The sequence below is a fragment of the Streptomyces sp. JH14 genome (assembly GCF_029428675.1).
In the GTDB taxonomy this organism is placed as follows: Bacteria; Actinomycetota; Actinomycetes; order Streptomycetales; family Streptomycetaceae; genus Streptomyces.
Genome location: NZ_JAJNEL010000002.1, coordinates 300,344 through 317,182 on the forward strand (window position 1 = coordinate 300,344; position 16,839 = coordinate 317,182).

The 16,839-nt window shown below is 69.6% G+C and carries 8 protein-coding genes; 4 read left to right on the forward strand and 4 right to left on the reverse strand.

Annotated elements, in window-relative coordinates:
• Positions 1 to 65 precede the first annotated feature (65 nt).
• Together LRD69_RS30885 and LRD69_RS30890 are read right to left on the reverse strand one after the other, a co-directional pair.
• Positions 66 to 1,697: an RNase H family protein gene (locus tag LRD69_RS30885; RefSeq protein ID WP_277330139.1), complete on the reverse strand. Its 1,632-nt coding sequence runs from the start codon at positions 1,695 to 1,697 to the stop codon at positions 66 to 68.
• 431 nt (positions 1,698 to 2,128) lie between these two features.
• Positions 2,129 to 3,361 carry a hypothetical protein gene (locus LRD69_RS30890; protein WP_277330140.1) on the reverse strand — a complete coding sequence of 411 codons (1,233 nt, stop codon included), beginning with the start codon at positions 3,359 to 3,361 and terminating at the stop codon, positions 2,129 to 2,131.
• 275 nt (positions 3,362 to 3,636) lie between these two features.
• On the opposite strand from LRD69_RS30890, the gene LRD69_RS30895 reads away from it, so the two are divergent.
• From LRD69_RS30895 to LRD69_RS30910, 4 genes are all read left to right on the forward strand, one after another.
• On the forward strand, positions 3,637 to 5,799 hold the full coding sequence (locus LRD69_RS30895) for an N-6 DNA methylase (protein ID WP_277330141.1): 2,163 nt from the start codon (positions 3,637 to 3,639) through the stop codon (positions 5,797 to 5,799).
• A 233-nt stretch (positions 5,800 to 6,032) separates the two neighbouring features.
• Positions 6,033 to 7,292 (forward strand): serine/threonine protein kinase, encoded by a 1,260-nt coding sequence (locus tag LRD69_RS30900; protein WP_277330143.1) that lies wholly within the window; start codon positions 6,033 to 6,035, stop codon positions 7,290 to 7,292.
• A gap of 141 nt (positions 7,293 to 7,433) precedes the next feature.
• The gene (locus tag LRD69_RS30905) at positions 7,434 to 10,313 is read left to right on the forward strand and encodes a DEAD/DEAH box helicase (protein ID WP_277330144.1); all 2,880 of its coding nucleotides are present in this window, start codon (positions 7,434 to 7,436) and stop codon (positions 10,311 to 10,313) included.
• Positions 10,314 to 10,336: 23 nt separating this feature from the next.
• Positions 10,337 to 15,424 (forward strand): class I SAM-dependent DNA methyltransferase, encoded by a 5,088-nt coding sequence (locus tag LRD69_RS30910; RefSeq protein WP_277330145.1) that lies wholly within the window; start codon positions 10,337 to 10,339, stop codon positions 15,422 to 15,424.
• A gap of 117 nt (positions 15,425 to 15,541) precedes the next feature.
• Here the strand turns inward: LRD69_RS30910 and LRD69_RS30915 are convergent, their stop codons facing one another.
• Positions 15,542 to 15,748 carry a DUF397 domain-containing protein gene (locus LRD69_RS30915; protein ID WP_277330146.1) on the reverse strand — a complete coding sequence of 69 codons (207 nt, stop codon included), beginning with the start codon at positions 15,746 to 15,748 and terminating at the stop codon, positions 15,542 to 15,544.
• A complete protein-coding gene (locus LRD69_RS30920; RefSeq protein WP_277330147.1) occupies positions 15,745 to 16,560 on the reverse strand; it encodes a helix-turn-helix transcriptional regulator in 816 nt (271 codons plus the stop codon). The genes LRD69_RS30915 and LRD69_RS30920 overlap by 4 nt, the downstream gene beginning before the upstream one ends.
• Positions 16,561 to 16,839 lie beyond the last annotated feature (279 nt).

Consider the following 16,839-nt stretch of genomic DNA (forward strand, 5'->3'; position numbering starts at 1 on the left):
GTCCGCAGACGGCATGCCGTGGGCTGCCCCGCGTCTCCTGCGGCTGCCGGCCTCAGACCATGGGCTCAGACAGCAACCGAGAGGGGGCCGGCCCCGGAACCGAACGAGCGCAGGATCCGTGCCTCCTCCTTCCGCGCGGCGGAGGAAGGGATTCGGCCATTGGCACGGCGGAGGGCGAGGCCGGCAAAGGCGTCGGCGGTTTCGTTGAGGTCGTGTCCGATGTGGCCTTTGAGCCAGCGGACCTGGACGCGGTGGCGGTGGCGCAGCAGCCGGTCCATCAGCTGCCGGCTCTCCGGGAAGAGGAGGGTGCGGTGGGCAGTTGTCGGGTCCGCGGAGCGCAAGGCCGTGTTGACTGCTTCGACTGCCTCGGTGCTGTCGCACAGGAGGACCACAGGTGCGTCCTCGTGGCGCTCGAGGAGGCTGAGGGCGGCAGCGCAGATGCCGATGACTTCGGCTTCGCCGCTGCTCGAGGCCAAAGAGTCGCCGTATCCGGTGGTCCCGTCTTCGGCGGCCCAGCCGTAGCCGCACAGTGCGGACTCGTCACCGACGGCGGCGTCGGCGACGGCCACGACGGCGGTGTCGAGAAGGTCGGCGAGCATGGCGTAGCGGTCCTCGTCAGCCGGAAGCGTTGCCGTCGGCTGTTCACCGTCGCCGTCCTCGGCCGTGTCGGCAGGATGGGCGTCGGTGAGGAGGGCGGCGAGAGCGCGGTGACAGTGCGGGCAGCCGTCGGCCCGTTCGGGGCAGTACGCCTGGTGCCTCACGGTCAGTTCACGCACGCCGCACCACACATCAGGTTCGGCGTCGGCGAAGCGCGCCAGAGCCGCGGCGCGACACTGCGCGATGAGCACCGCGAAGGGCCCGGTGGTCACACAGGCCAGCATCCGGTCGTGCAGTTCCGTGGCTCTGAGCAGGGCTTCGCGGGAGCGGGCAGCGAGAACCGCTGTGTCCTGGTAGGCATCGTCCAGAGCGTCAAGTCGGGTGCGTCGTACGGAGAGAGAGCAGGCGAGTACGTCCCGCTCGGCCCGGGCGATCGCGTAGCGGCCCCAGGCCAGCGCGGCACGGGCGTGGCGGCTCCACCGTTCGGCCACCGCGTCGTGCGGGAGGTACGGGTTCTCCTCCTCCCGGGCATCTCGCAGGAGGGCCTGAACGAAGGCGTCGTCGTCGCAGTCCCGCAGTTCGCGCACCGATGCCGGCAGTTCGTCGACTGCCGTTTTCCGGTCCCAGGCCCACTGCGCGAGGTCGCTCTCCGACGCCTGCGGTGTGCCGTCCGGCAGTCCCCTGTCGCGGAGTTCCTGCCGCAGGGCCTCGGCGAAGGCAGCCGGGGATGCCATGCGCGCCACCCTCAGCTCCAGCATGTCCACCGGCCGGGAGCGACCGACGAGGCGGCGGGCACGCTGCTCCTTGTACACGGCCTCCGCCTGCGACCGGGCCCGTCGCACCTTGCGCGCGTGGGCTCGCAGCCGACGCAGCCGCTCGGGGGGCTGAGCCGAGAGCTCCGCGCGCCGGACGGCCCCACGAGCGAGGACGTCGGCATGGGCGAGAGCGACGGTGACGGGACCGGTGAGCGAAGCATGTTCCAAGGCCGAGGCGGTCTCCGGAGCGCAGATCCCGTTCATTCGTGCGAGGACGGCCTCCTGCAGGGCGGTGAAGTCGTCGGCAAAGCGACGGATCAGCTCTGTGCGCTCGGTAATCGTCACAATGGCCTTCCAGGTCGCGGGTGGTGGTGAGCGGGCCGCACATGGTGTGCGATCGGGCGTGGGTGCGGACGGGCCCGTGGGTGCGGCATCGGTGTGCACCCGATGACGGCAAAGGCGTGAGCCGCCGCCGTGTGGGGACGACGAGGGCACCCGGCAGGGTCCCGTCCGCGGTCCGGGCTACTGCACCTGGCCGGTGAAGATGGCCGTGCGGTACCAGCCGGAGCGGAGAGGGCGCGCACGCTGACGGAAGCGGAGCCGCCCTGCCGCGCCCGAGTCCGGAGCGAGCCGGCGCTGTGCGCGGCATCACAGCCTGGACGCCAGACATACGTGAGTACGGGAGCCGTGGGCCGTGCCCCGCAGGTGGGACCCGTCCGGCGAGGGGCGTCGGCTGAGAAGGTCTCGGCGTCAAGGAACCCGCGCCGCAGGCCTGTTCAGCTCCGCACCCCCCGGATCTTCCGGCCCAACTCGCTGTTCGGGTCGAGGAGCGCGCCCGCGACGCGGCCGCCGGAGTCCTTCACGCCGCCACTGAAGTTGAGCCGGCCGGTGGAGCCGACGCTGGCGCAGACGCCGTCCCAGTAGACGGGTTCACGCTCCCAGCGGACGTCGGCGAGCAGATGCTCGACCGTCTCGTAGTTCATGGCGTCGCCGGGGGCGCACCAGGGGGTGGCGCGGTGCAGCAGGAATCCGAGGCCCGCCATCACGGCCGGGGCGGTGATCGCGCTGCGCCGGGCGAAGTCCGGGAAGTGGCCTCCGATCAGCCGGGACACCAGTCGGACGACGACCGTCTCCACCTCGTCGGCGTCGGTGTTGGGCGGCAGGTCGTCCGCCTGGACGTTGGCCGCCGAGTACTGCACACCCTTGCTGCCGAAGACGGTGGTGACGATCAGCGTCCGCAGCGCGGACAGGGTCACGACCTCCTTGTCGGTCCTGGTGAGGTGCCGCTTGCCGGCGTTGACCAGCTTGCCGAACGGCATCCGCTGACCGTTCGACTCGACCTCGAGCTTCTCGCCGACGATGTAGGCGAGGCGGGTGGCGAGGTCGCGCTGGTCCATGGACATGGCCAGGTTCTTGGCGACGTCGATGCCCTTGACGTTGCGGTCGTAGAAGATCTGCCGCGCGTCTGCCGGGGAGATCCCCAGGTAGAGCTCGAAGGGGACACGGACCCGCAGGCTGAGCTCGGTGTAGGTGAGGCCGAAGGATTCCGGGTCCTGGTAGATGTCGTGCCAGGCGGTCGTCTGGGTCTCGCCGTCAATGGCGATCACCATGGCGTCCGGGGCGACGGTCAGCGTCCGCAGGCCCGAGTCAGTGACCAGCTCGTCGCTCATCGCGGCGATCTCGCCCGCGTGCCAGAGCGTGATCGGGGGCGTGGACCATGCGGAGCCGTGCTTGCCAAGGATGCCGGCGGCTATGTACCCGGCGTAGTCCGGGATGTTCTTGCCCTTCTGGGACTTCAGCGTCCGCTGCACGGTCGCGCGCAGCTCGGCGTGCCGCCGGTCGTGCCCGGACGCGGCCTTGAGAGCGCGCGAGTCCTCCTCCTGACGCGGTGACGGAACGAGACGTACGAGCGTCGCAAGCGACATGGTTCCGATGACCGCGTCCTCGCGGAACGGCATGACGGTGAGCGGGATTCCTTCCGGGTAGCCGCTCGGCATGGTCAGGCGCATGGGTGTCCCCCTGGGTGGTGGTCGATCGGCCGTCGCCTGGCTCCGAGGTTCCGCAGGTCCCTCGGCACCCCGCGAAGAGGGGTGGGGCAGCAAGGGGCTGGGCGCTCAGAGACACGGCTATGGCAGGAACTCACGCTTCACGCTCGTGAGCGCCACTCACCAGCGGAAGCATTCACATGAAAACACAGACGTGAAAGCATTGTCCAACAGCTTGAGAGAGTTGACTCGTGCTGTAGGGTGTAACCACGTCCCCCATCGGAGCCAGGACCACACCCATGTCGCAGCCAGTCGCACCATCTGCCCAGGTGACAGCCGCCGAGATCTCCCGCATCGCGGGGGTCACGCGCGCCACGGTCAGCAACTGGCGCCGCCGGCACGAGGACTTCCCTGAGCCGTCCGGCGGCACGGAGAGCAGTCCGCTGTACGACCTGGAGTCCGTGCGTGCCTGGCTCGCCTCGCGCGGTCACGCCTCAGCGGCGACCCCGTCGGAGGAACTGCGGACGACCCTCCGCCTGCACGCGCATGGCAGTGGCGGTGGCGGTACATCGGATCTTCTGCTCCTCGTTCTCGCGGCGGCGGGGCGCTCGCCAGAGGAGCTGACGGCCGCCACGCAGTTGCCGGACGCCGACCTCGCCACACGCGCGCAGCGCGACGCGGCGTCCACGGCCGACGCCGTGCCAGTCGCGGAAACGGTCCGCTTCGATACAGGCGACGCCGCGGTGCTGCGCGCGCTGTACGCGTGTGTACGCGACGAGAGCGGTCAGGCCGCGCTGGGCGTGCTGGCGGAGCGGGAGCTGGAGGAGAGCGCCGCGTCCGGCGCGTACCAGACCCCCGCACCGCTCGCGGACCTGCTCGCCCGCCTGATCCCCGGATCCCCGGCCCGCGTCCTCGACCCGGCCTGCGGCAGCGGCACCCTCCTGGCGGCCGCCGCCCGCCGGGGCGCACGCGAGCTGTACGGCCAGGACACGCTTCCTGTGCAGGCCCGGCGCAGCGCCGTGAGCCTGATCCTGACGGCCCCGGAAGCTACGGTCACCGTGCACGCCGCCGACAGCCTCCGCGCGGACGCCTTCCCCGACCTGGTCGCCGACGCGGTGCTGTGCAATCCGCCGTTCGGCGTCCGGGACTGGGGTCACGACGAGCTCGCGTACGATCCGCGCTGGGCGTACGGCGTGCCGCCGCGCGCCGAGTCGGAGCTGGCCTGGGTACAGCACGCGCTCGCCCACCTGACACCTGGCGGTTACGCGGCCCTGCTCCTGCCGCCCGCCACGGCCGGCCGCGCGTCGGGCCGTCGCGTACGGGCGGAGCTGGTACGCAGCGGGGCCCTGCGCGCGGTGATCGCGCTGCCGGTCGGCGCGGCGGTGCCACTGCACGTCGGTCTGCAGATCTGGGTGCTGCAACGGCCCGAGCCAGGCGGTCCGGAGCGCAAGTCGGTGCTGTTCGTGGACACGGCGGCGGACGCGGCGACGGCCGCCGGGCGCGGTGGAACGGCGGTGTCCGCCCGGAGGCGGGGCCCGAGCCGGTCCGCCTCCCCGGACTGGGAGGGGATCACGGCGCGTGCCCTGGGTGCGTGGCGTGCGTTCACGGAGAGCCCGGACGCTTACGAGGGCGAACCCGGTGTCGCACACGCGGCCGGCGTGGTGGACCTGCTGGACGACGTGGTGGATCTGACCCCGGCACGGCTCGTACGGACGTCACGGGCCGAGGTCGACCCGGCGGAGCTGTCGGTGGAGGCCGACGCCACACGCCGGAACCTCGCCGAGGCCGCGAAGTCCCTCGCGCGGACAGCGGGTCAGGAGGGCTGGAGCGCGGCGGGCGCCACGCCCCGCGAGTGGCGGACGGCTACGGCATCCGACCTGTCGCGCGGTGGAGCGCTCACCCTGCTGCGCACGCTGCCCGACAGCGTGCGCAGCAGGGGACAAGCCGCGAGCGGCGGGGACGGGAGGCCCGAGACGCGGGCGGTGCTCACCGGCTCGGACATCGCGACCGGGTCAGGTCCTACGGGAGAGCCGATGGGGCTGTACGACGACACGGCACCCGTGATCGCTGTCGGGGACGTCCTCGTGCGAACGGTCGCGAGCACGGACGGCCCCATGGCCCGGGTCGCGGGCGAGGAGGACGCCGGCGCACTGCCCGGCCCTCAGGTCCACCTCTTCCGGCCAGACCCGGCGCGCCTGGACGCCTGGTTCCTCGCCGGGTTCCTGGGCGCGGAGGAGAACATCGCGGGCGCGTCGACGGGCAGTACGGCGCTGACGGTCATCCCGGGCCGGCTGCGCGTGCCCCTGCTGCCGTTGCAGGAGCAGCGGCGGTACGGGGAGGCGTTCCGGCACGTGCACGCGCTCCGGGCGGAGGCGCAGCGGGCGACGCGGTTGGCGGAGGAGACGGCACGGCTGCTGTCGGGCGGACTCACGGGCGGCCAACTGCTGCCGCGCGGAACGTGACCGCCCGCTCATCGCGCGAAAATTCGCTTTGCCGAGCAGCGGCCACACGAGGAGCGTCCGGACTGCGGCCAACCCACACTCAGCCGGAACTCTCCACACGTTCTCCACTCCAAGAGGTTGATATCTCCATCACGCAATCCCCGTTCCCCGCCCCGACCGCATCCACTACCGTGTCTCCAGGCGCGCATCACGGCTGATCAGACGCCCGCCACGACCGAATTCTGAGGACACACGTGCAGATCACGCCCCTGAACCCCGAGGACCCGTCCTCGCTGGGCGACTTCGAACTCCTCGGCCGGATCGGCCAGGGGGGCATGGGCCAGGTCTTCCTGGGGGAGTCGCTCGGCGGTGAACCCGCCGCGGTGAAGGTGATCAAGCCCTCGATCGTGGATTCGGAGTCCCGCCAGCGGTTCGCGCAGGAGATCGAGGTGCTCAAGACCATCTGGGGCCCACGCATCGCGGCGTTCCTGGGAGCCGACGCGGAGGCGGAGCAACCCTGGCTGGCCACCGAGTACGTGGACGGCCCGGACCTCGCCCGGCACGTCAAGACGCACGGACCGCTCCCGTCCGTCCTCACCGCCGCGCTCGGCGCGGTCCTCGCCGAGGCGCTGTCGGCCGTGCACACACAGGGCCTGCTCCACCGCGACCTCAAGCCCGCCAACATCCTGCTCGGGCCGAACGGCCCGAAGATCATCGACTTCGGCCTGGCCGCCTTCACCGAGTCGCACGTCTCCCTCACCGCTCCCCACCAGGTCGTCGGCACTCCTATCTGCATGGCTCCCGAGCAGGCCGCCGGCGTGAAGCCCCTGACGGCGGCCGTGGACGTGTACGCGCTGGGCGCGTTGCTCCTCTTCGCCGCGACGGGTCACTACCCGCACGAAGCGGCGACCCCTTACATGGTGTTCCACCTCGTCACCGACCCCGGTACGGCCCCGGACCTGTCCGATGCGCCCGGCGAACTGCTGCCGCTCCTGACCGGCATGCTCGCCCAGGACGCCGGGGACCGGCCTTCGCTGACCGATGTGGTGCAGCAGTGCCGTTCGGTGATCGAGGCCCAGGGCATGAAGATCGCCCAGGCGCGTCGCAGGCTCACCGCGCACACCGCGGGACAACGGCAGAAGGCCGCGCCCACAGACCACTCCCCCACCCTCCCGTGGCCCACCCCCGCGAGCGACGCCCCGGACACGGACACCACCCCCGCCGCTCAGGACGTTCCGGCCCCGGCCCTCCCCGACTCACCCGCTCCCTCCCTGACCGTGGTCGAGACCGTCCCCGACATCGCCGACCCGGCGACTCGGGAGTCCCCCGACCCCACGCCTCCCACCGCGGAGGATCCCTCCCCCGGCTCCCGCCGCGAGCAGCCGGCACCCGGCCACCCGCCCACGGCGTCCAGGCGACCCCGGGAAGGAACGCACCCGCCGCGACACTCCGTGCAGGCTCGCAGGACGGCGGAACGCCTCCGAGCCGCGTACGCGGCGAGCGCTCCCTTCTGAGACCCGCACCCGGCCTGCCGCACCGAGCCGAACGGCCGCTCCCCCCGTCCGCGCGTCCCGCCGCTTCGACGGTGACGCCACCGGACCACCCGTGACAGAACGCACCCACCCCACCGACACGACCGCCCAGGAGGCACCCGCGTGACCGCCGACTTGAGCACCGCCCCCGCGACGAGCGGCGAGGACGCCCAGTTCCCGCCGGGCGCCCAGATACTCGTACGGGACGAGGTGTGGCTGGTGCGCAACGCGACGCGGACCGAGCACGACGGCGCCCGGATCGAAGCCGTCGGCGCCTCGGACTTCGTGCGCGACCAGGAAGCGGTGTTCTTCACCGGGCTGGACCGGATCGAACTGCTCGACCCGCGGCGGACCCACCTGGTGCGGGACGACTCGCCGAACTTCCGCCGCTCGCGCCTGTTCCTGGAGGCGGTCCTGCGCAAGACTCCGCTGCCGCAGGCCGAACGCGGCCTCGCCCTCGCGGACTCCTTCCTCCTGGACTCCCTCCCCTACCAGCAGCGCCCCGCGCAACTCGCCCTCTCGGGCCGCAACCTGCGCCCCCGCGTGCTCATCGCGGACGTCGTCGGTCTCGGTAAGACCCTGGAGATCGGCCTCACCCTCGCCGAGCTGGTCCGCCGCGGCCGCGGCGAGCGCATCCTCGTCGTCACCCCGCAGCACGTCCTGGAGCAGTTCCAGCACGAGCTGTGGACGCGGTTCGCTATCCCGCTGGTGCGCCTGGACTCGGTGGGCATCGAGCGGATCCAGCGGGAGATCCCCGCGGGCCGCAACCCGTTCACGTACTTCAGGCGCGTCATCGTCTCCATCGACACCCTGAAGAACACCGACCAGTACAAGCACCACCTGGAGCGCATCACCTGGGACGCGGTCGTCATCGACGAGTCGCACAACCTCATCAACAAGGGCTCCCTGCGCAACCAGTTGGCCCGCACACTGGCCCCGCACACCGACGCCCTGCTGCTCGCCTCCGCGACCCCGCACAACGGCGACGCCCGCTCCTTCGCCGAGCTGATCTCCCTGCTCGACCCGGCCGCGATCCGCGACCCGGAGCACTACCGCGCCGAGGACATCAAGCACCTGTTCATCCGGCGCACCAAGGTCAGCCCCGAGGTGCGCGAACAGATGAAGGGCCAGTGGGCGGACCGCGGCCCCTCCCGCTCGATCCGGGTGACGGCCACGCCCGCCGAGGAGAAGGTCTTCGAGGAACTGGCCGCCGTCTGGCTGCCGTCCGACGGTTCGAAGTCGGTCAGTGACGTCCCCCTGTTCCCGTACACGCTGCTGAAGTCCTTCCTCTCCTCCCACACAGCGCTGAAGGCCACGGTCACCACGCGCATCAAGACGCTGGAGAAGAAGGACACCCCGGAGGCGACGGCCGCCGAACGCACGGCCCTGCACCGGCTGCTGGAGCTGGCCTCCGGTATGGCGGAGACCGACTCGGGCAAGTTCGGTGCCCTGCTGGACCAGTTGAGGGAGATCGGGGTCGGGCCGAGGTCCGGCACCCGGGTCGTGGTCTTCTCCGAGCGGGTGCAGACCCTGGAGTGGCTGGCGCGGACCGTGCCGCAGGCCCTCGGCTTCAAGGGGAAGGCCGCCCAGGAGGCGGCCCGGGTCATGCACGGCGGCCTGTCGGACGAGCAGCAGATGCAGTGCGTGGAGGACTTCGGCCTCGCGGACACACCTGTGCGCATCCTCTTCACCGGCGACGTCGCCTCCGAGGGCGTCAACCTGCACCGCCAGTGCCACCAGCTCGTCCATTACGACGTGCCCTGGTCGCTCATCCGCATCGAGCAGCGCAACGGCCGTATCGACCGCTACGGGCAGGCGCACCAGCCGCAGTTCAGGGCGCTGATCCTGACCAGCTCCGTCGACGGCGCCAAGGACGACACGCTCGTCGCGGAGCGCCTGCTGGAGCGCGAGGCCCAGGCCCACCAGTCGCTCGGCACGGCCGAGGCGGTCTCCGGCCTCTACCGGGCCGAGGCCGAGGAGAAGTCCCTCATCCAGGACCTGCTGCGGGGCCGCACCGTGGACGAGTCCCTGGACGCCGACCGCACCTCCGACACCGACGACGGCGTGGACGACTTCCTCGCCGACTTCTTCGGCGCCGTCAACGACGAACCGGAGGAGGACACGGCCACCACTGACGCGGGCGACGGCACCGGGGCGGTGCCCAAGGCGCACGTGCCCCGGCTGTTCTCCTCCGCCCGCGAGTTCCTCGACGAGGCGCTGCGCGAGGTCTACCCGGACGCCCACGACCGGCTGGACCTGTCCGCCGACCCCGAGACCGGCCTGCTCTCCTTCGTCCCGCCCTCGGACCTGATCCACCGCCTCAAGGCGCTGCCCCCGGACTACGTCCGCGAGCAGGGCCTGCGCGACCGGCTGAAGGTCACCTTCAACCGGCGGCTCGCCGACCACAGCCTGACGCGCGCCCGCGCCTCGGCCACCTCCAGCTGGCCCGACATCTCCCTGCTGACCGACCTGCACCCGGTCATGGAGTGGCTCACCGACAAGGTCCTGGTCCGCCTGGACCGCCAGGAGGCCCCGGTGCTGACCGCCGACGTGCCGGAGCCCACGTACCTCGTGCAGGGCATCTACTCCAACGCGCTCGGCCGCCCGACCGTCGTCAAGTGGATGGCGGTCACCACCGACGGCGAGGTCGACGACGACATGGTGGCGGTGCTGCGCCGCGCGAAGGTCGGCCCGACGATGGCGAACCCGGGCCTCGCCCACGACCCGGCCCGCCTCGCCGAGGCGATCCCCGGTGTCCTGGACACCGCGGAGGCATTCCTGGAACGGCACCGCGCCGCGTGGAACGAACCGCTCAGGGCCCCCATCGAGGAGTACAAGACCCGCCTGGGCTCCTGGGAGCAGCCGACGCTGGCGAACGGCGCCGCCGCGCCCACCGGCACCCGCGAACGTCTCGCCTCCCTCGCGGACTCCCTCCTCACCACCGGCCGCCCGATGCTGCGGGTGCTCGCCGTCCTGGCCCCCGCCACCGCCCACGCCGCCTGACCGACCCGCAGAGGTTCACGAAGATGACGTACGACAGCCTGGTCAACCGCGGCGACTACTTCTCCGCGCACTACCTCGCCGAGGTCCTCCCCAAGGATCTCAAGTCCGGCCTGCTCGCCGAGTGGAAGCAGCGCGAGGAGGACGCCGCCGGCACCGAACGGCCCGAGGGGGCCCTGCCGCTCACCCCGCGTGCGGGCCTGCGGGCGCTGCGCCGCCCCTACTTCGAGGCCCGCTCCTACTTCACGATGGACGAGGAGCGGGCGGCGACCGGCGACGACGCCGTGACGTACGACGCCCCCGAGTGGCGCGACCGTGTACGCGCCCTCAACGAGGAGGTGCTGCGCGCCCTCGGCTTCGACGCCAAGCCGGGCACGCTCACCGTCGTCCGCGCCGACCAGTCTCACGAGGTGACGGTCGCGCACGCGGAGAAGGACCTGGTCGCCCTGGACTGCGGCTGGTCCGCCGAGCCCGACGACGCGCTGGACCCCGACGGCGCCGGACGCCTCCTAAACGAACTGCGCCGGGACGGCCAGCACACCGTCGCCACCGGATCCAAGCTCGCCTCCTTCCTCTTCGCCTGCGAGGACGCCCCCCGCTACGTCCTGCTGCTGGTCGGCGGCGTCGTCGTGCTCGCCGACCGGGCCGCGTGGGGCGAGGGCCGCTACCTGGCGGTCTCGCTGGACGCGGCGCTGGAACGCAACGACGTCAAGGCGGGCGGCGAACTCGACACGGTGGCAGCCCTGTTCGGCGCCGACTCGCTGCGCACCCCGGAGGAGGGCGGCGAGAACCCCCTCGCGTCCCTCCTCGGCAAGTCGACCAAGCACGCGGTGGGCGTCTCCAGCGAACTCCGCGACGGCCTGCGACTGAGCGTCGAACTGATCGCCAACGAGGTCCTGGACCGGCTGCGCGAGGCCGGCGTCGGCCCGGAGGAGGTCAAGGAACTCCCCGAGCTGGGCCGCCAGTTGACCCGCGAGTCGCTGCGCTACCTGTACCGCGTCCTGTTCCTGCTCTACGCGGAGGCCCGCCCCGAGCTGGGCATCCTGCCCTCGGACTACCCCGAGTACCAGATGGGCTACGGACTCGGCCGCCTCGGCGAGCTGATCGCCGAGCGCGACCTGGTCGACGAGAAGTCCCGCAGGGGCTTCTACCTGTACGAGTCGCTGGACCTGCTCTTCCGCAAGGTCCAGGAAGGCCACCGCCCGCGCCGCACCCACGGCGTGGACGCGGAGTCCGCCGACGCCGTGACCGCGAAGACCTCCGAGGACATGGGCCTGCGCTTCGAGCCCCTGCACTCCAAGCTGTTCGAGCCGGACGCGATCCGGCTGATCGGCCGGGACACCGTCCCGGACCCGCGCGTCGACACCGAGGCCGGCGGCGAGGGCGAGCCGGGCGGGGAGCGCTTCCTCGACACCCGACTGCGCAACGAGACGCTGTACCGGGTGCTGCGCCTGCTGATGCTGACCCGCGGCAAGAAGCGCGAGCGCGGCGGCTTCATCTCCTACGCCCAGCTTGGCATCAACCAGCTCGGCGCCGTGTACGAGGGCCTGATGTCCTACTCGGGCTTCGTCGCGGGCGAGGAACTGTACGAGGTCGCGAAGAACGGCGACCCCAAGGACGGCTCCTGGCTGGTCCCGGCGACGAAGGCCGACGAGTACCCCGACGCGGTGTTCGTCCAGCACAAGGACGAGGACACCGGCGTGGAGGAGCGCGTACGGTACGCGCCGGGCGCGTTCGTGTACCGCCTGTCGGGCCGCGACCGCCAGACGTCGGCCTCCTACTACACGCCCGAGTCGCTGACCCGGGTGACGGTCCAACTCGCCCTGCAACACCGCCTGGACCAGGACGACACGGTCACCGAGGCGCGCGAACTGCTCGACTGGAAGATCTGCGAGCCGGCGCTCGGTTCGGGCGCGTTCCTCAACGAGGCGATCAACCAGGTCGCGGCGGAGTACCTGCGGCGCCGCCAGGACGAGCTGGGCGTCGCCGTCGACACCGAGAAGTACGCGGTCGAGCTCCAGAAAGCCAAGGCGTACATCGCCCTGCACAACTCCTACGGCGTAGACCTCAACAACACGGCCGTGGAGCTGGCGGAGGTGTCGCTGTGGCTGAACACCATGCACCCCGGCATGGAGGCCCCGTGGTTCGGCCTGCACCTGCGGCGCGGCAACTCCCTGATCGGCGGGCGCCGGGAGGTGTACTCCGCCGAGCGCCTGAAGAAGGGCGGCTGGCTGGGCACGACCCCGGAACGCTTCCCGCTGTCGGAGGCACTGGCGGGCACGCAGCTCCCCGAGGGCGCGGTGCACCACTTCCTCCTCCCGGCGAAGGAGTGGGGCGCGGTCGCCGCCGAGAAGGAGGCCAAGGCGCTGGCCCCGGAGGAGTCCAAGGCACTGGCCGCCTGGCGCAAGGCGATCACCAAGTCCCCCAGCGCCACGCAGACCAAGCGGCTTCAGGGCCTCGCCCGGAGGGCGGAGTACCTGTGGGGGCTGGTCGTGCGCCGGCTGGAGATCTCCGAGCGGGAGATCTCACGGCGCATCGACGTCTGGGGCGCGGAGGACGGCTGGCTGCGCTCACCCGAGGTCGCGGTCCCGAGGGAGAAGGTCAAGGCCGACCTGGAGGCCGTCGACACCCCGTACTGGCGCCTGAAGACGCTGATGGACGCGTGGTGCGCGCTGTGGTTCTGGCCCGTGCAGGAGGCCGCCCTGCTGGACGGTTCGCACGAGTCGTACGCGCGGGCGGCGGAGGTCGCCTCGCAGTCGGGTGAGTGGACGGTGTCGGCGGTTCCGGCTCAGTCGGGCACGCCCGCGCGGGAGACGTACGAGTCGGAGGACCTGTTCGGCGACGTCCAGGTCGTCGAGGTCAAGTCGAAGGGCGCGCGGGGCGGCAGCCGCAAGGAACAGATCCGTGGCGAGCGCCGCCCGGTGATCGCGCTTGCGTCGCTGGACGACTGGCTCGACTTCGCGGAGTCGCTGCTGGGCACGCAGGACGTGGCCGCGGACTCGCTGGTGGCCCAGTTCGACACGCTGGACGAACTGGAGCGGTACGAGGACGAGCTGCCCGAGTGGATGGGCATGGAGCGGTTCACCTCGCTGGAGTCGCGGTATCCGTGGGCGGGGGTTGCGCGGGATGTGGCTGAGCGGCAGGGGTTCTTTCACTGGGAGCTGGAGTTCGGGCAGGTATTCGCCCGGGGCGGGTATGACTTGCAGGTGGGGAATCCGCCTTGGGTTCGACCGCGATGGCAAGAGGACGGGGTTCTAGCCGAGTTGGAGCCGTGGTTCATGCTCGTAGAGAAGCCGACTACTCAGGAATGGCGGCTACAGAAGAGCCTCGCGCTGGGCGTCAACGATAAAACGATGGGCTACTTCCTAGGCGAGTTGTCGACGAATGTTGGCGTGGTCTCATTCCTGAGCACTACGGCCACTTTCCCTCTAATCGCGGGAACTCAACCAGATCTCTATCGCGCTTTCATGACACAAGTGTGGAATCACGCAGCAGCAGCCGGAATCGCAGGGCTCCTCCATCCGGACACGCACTTCACCGGCACTAAGGAGGGACAACTCAGGGAAGCGGCCTACCAACACCTGCGTGTACACGCTCACTTTGTCAATCAGCGCAGACAGCAACTTTTTGTAGAGATCGACAATCACATCGAGTACGGCGTTCACATCTACGGCAGTCAACGTCCGCCATGCTTCCTTCAGGCTGCATGGCTGTACGGCCCGGAAACACTCACTGGCTCACTTACACATGACGGAAAAGGACCCATTCCCGGCCTAAAACACGAGGGCACATGGGATCTCCGTCCCCACCGTGCTCGACTCATCAAAGTTGACAGTAATCGCCTGGCGGAATGGAATCGTCTGGCAGGAGACCAATCCACACCAGACTCACAAGCAGCGCTACTGTATCCAGTGACTACGAGCGAACAGGGTGCCGTGGCTGCACTGGCTGGCGTGAGCCAGCGATTGAACGCATTCAAGCCGAAAATCACTCGCGGCTACGATGAAGCCAACGCAAAAAAGGATGGCTTGATCCGCTGGCACTCGTCCTCTCCTGACGATTTCGGAGATGTCATCCTGCAGGGCCCACACTTTGGCGTCGGAACACCCTTCAACAAGCAACCCAACATTCCCTGCAAGAGCAACAAAGACTACGAGACCTGGGACCTTACGCAACTTCCCATTCTGGCGGTGCCACGTACCAACTATGTACGAGCTACCGACGTGGATCACTTCCAAGAGGCCCAGGACCAATGGAACGGGATCTCGTACTCGCAATATTTCCGCTTGTCATGGAGGTCCATGATTGACCCCAAGGGGTCTGAACGCAGCCTATTCGCAGCGATTATCCCCCCCGGTCCTACTCATGTCCACACGGTGCACTCTCTTGCCCTAGACGGCAATCGCCTGACTGTTCTAAACGCAGGATTCTGGGCGTCACTCCCACTCGACTACCTTCTGCGTGTTACGGGACGCGCTAACCTTCAGGTCGCCACATCACTCAAAATGCCTGCACCGGAATCCAACCATCCCCTCGCATGCCCCCTGCTCCTCCGAATCCTGCGTCTAAATGCTCTGACCAATGCCTACGCCCCGCTATGGGAAGAGCTTTACGATCCAACCTGGCCGGGCTACGAAGACTGGGCCAACTCTGGCTGGCTGAATCTCAAGCCGCTCGCCGAACATCTCAAGCCACGTTGGGAGTACAGCACCCCGCTCCGGACGGAGTACGAGCGTCGCGCCGCGCTCGTCGAACTGGACGCCCTCGTCTCAGTCTGGCTTGGGATCACTTCCGACCAACTCTCAGCGCTCTACGCAGGCCGATATAACGTGCTCGTCGAGTATGAGTCGGAGATGTACTTCGATGCCAACGGCCGGAAAATCGCGCGTGCCTTCCACGCACAGGGAGTCGGACAGGCTAAGGACACATACAAGGAGCTCGTCTGCCACCTGGAGAACCCGGAGGCCACACCGCCCCCACAAGGCTACACCGCCCCCTTCTACAAAGCGGACCGCGAAGCGGAAATGCGTGCCGCGCACACGCACTTCCAAGCTCGCCTAGACAAGGAAATCGCCGCTGGCCGCTGGACTCCGCCCGGGGTCTGTGAGGCTTGAACGGAGTTCCTCATAACAAGGGTCGGCGCTTCCTTGTGAAAAGCGCCGACCATAACGATCCGCCGTAGAGTTTCGCCCGACTGACCATCAAGCGGACGCCTCACGGCGGCAACGAGCTCACATCTCCTCAAGCAGCGCTGTCCACGCCGCCGAGCCGACCTTCAACGCAGGCCCGCCCTGCGCAACACGCTTCGAGTCACGCACGTGAACAGCGGTAGCTTCCAGAGCAATTTCAACGCACTCGCCGCCTGCACCACTGCTGTAGCTACTCGTGAACCAGCACAGTTCCGAGCGAGTCTGGAGGCTCTCGTCTTCCGTGTTCATAGGTCTCCCAACAGCTTCTGAACGAAGGCCAACGACTCCGAGGGCGTGAGCCCCTGGGCCCGCAGGATGCCGTACCGCTCCTCGAACCCCCGGACCACCGGCCGCTCACTGTAGAGGTGGCTGTGCTCGTTCACCTCCACATAAGCGATCCTCTGGCCCTTGCTCGTCTCCATCAAGATGAACGGACCGCCCATCCCGGCATGTTGGCGACGATCGGTCGGCATGACCTGGATCTCGACGTTGCGCTGCTGGCCGTAGAGGAAGATCTGTTCCAACTGAGCCCGCATCACCGCGTTTCCTCCCAGCGGTCGACACAGAGTGCTCTCCTCGATGACGAAGCTGATCGTCGGCATGGGCCTGCGGGAGAACAACTCCTGGCGAGCCAGCCGGGCGGCTACCCGCTGGTTCACGGTCTCCTCGTCCAGGAGAGGGCGCCACATCTCGAACACCACCCGTGCGTACTCCTCGACCTGCAACAACCCCGGCACAGCCTGGTTGGCATAAACATGCAGCTCAACCGCCTCCGCCTCCAGCTTCGCCGCATCCCGGAAGAACGCCGGGTACCGCGCCCGCGCCACCTCCTCCTTCATCACCGTCAGCAGCCCGCCGGCCTCCAGGACCGCGTCCGCCCGGTCGATGAAGTCCGGCTTCGGAATGCGCCGCCCCAGCTCCACCGAGGTGACCATGTCCTCCCCGTAGCCGAGCTTCGCGCCCAGCTCCGCCCGCGTCAGCCCCCGGCTCGTCCGCAGCAGCCGCACCTGCTGCCCGAAGCACCGGAGGATGCCCGTCTCGCTCTCCCCGTTCCCAGTCAACGGTGCCGTCTCCCCTCCCCCCGCCCGCCCAGAAACGCCCGGTACAGAAGTCTGCCGCACAGCGTGCGACCTTCACTCTCCGGCCACCATAAGGACACGCACCGTGTCTGTCCCCCGACTCGGCACCGCTTCCCCCGCACCGCGTACCGGCGCCCTCCTCGGCGTACAGCACCGGTCTGTACACGCTCGTACGCGGGTGAGCCGACCGCATACCGGGACTCCGCAGCTCCAAATCGCCCTGCGCGTGACGCAGTTTGCCGCGGTGAAGGCAGTCATGAC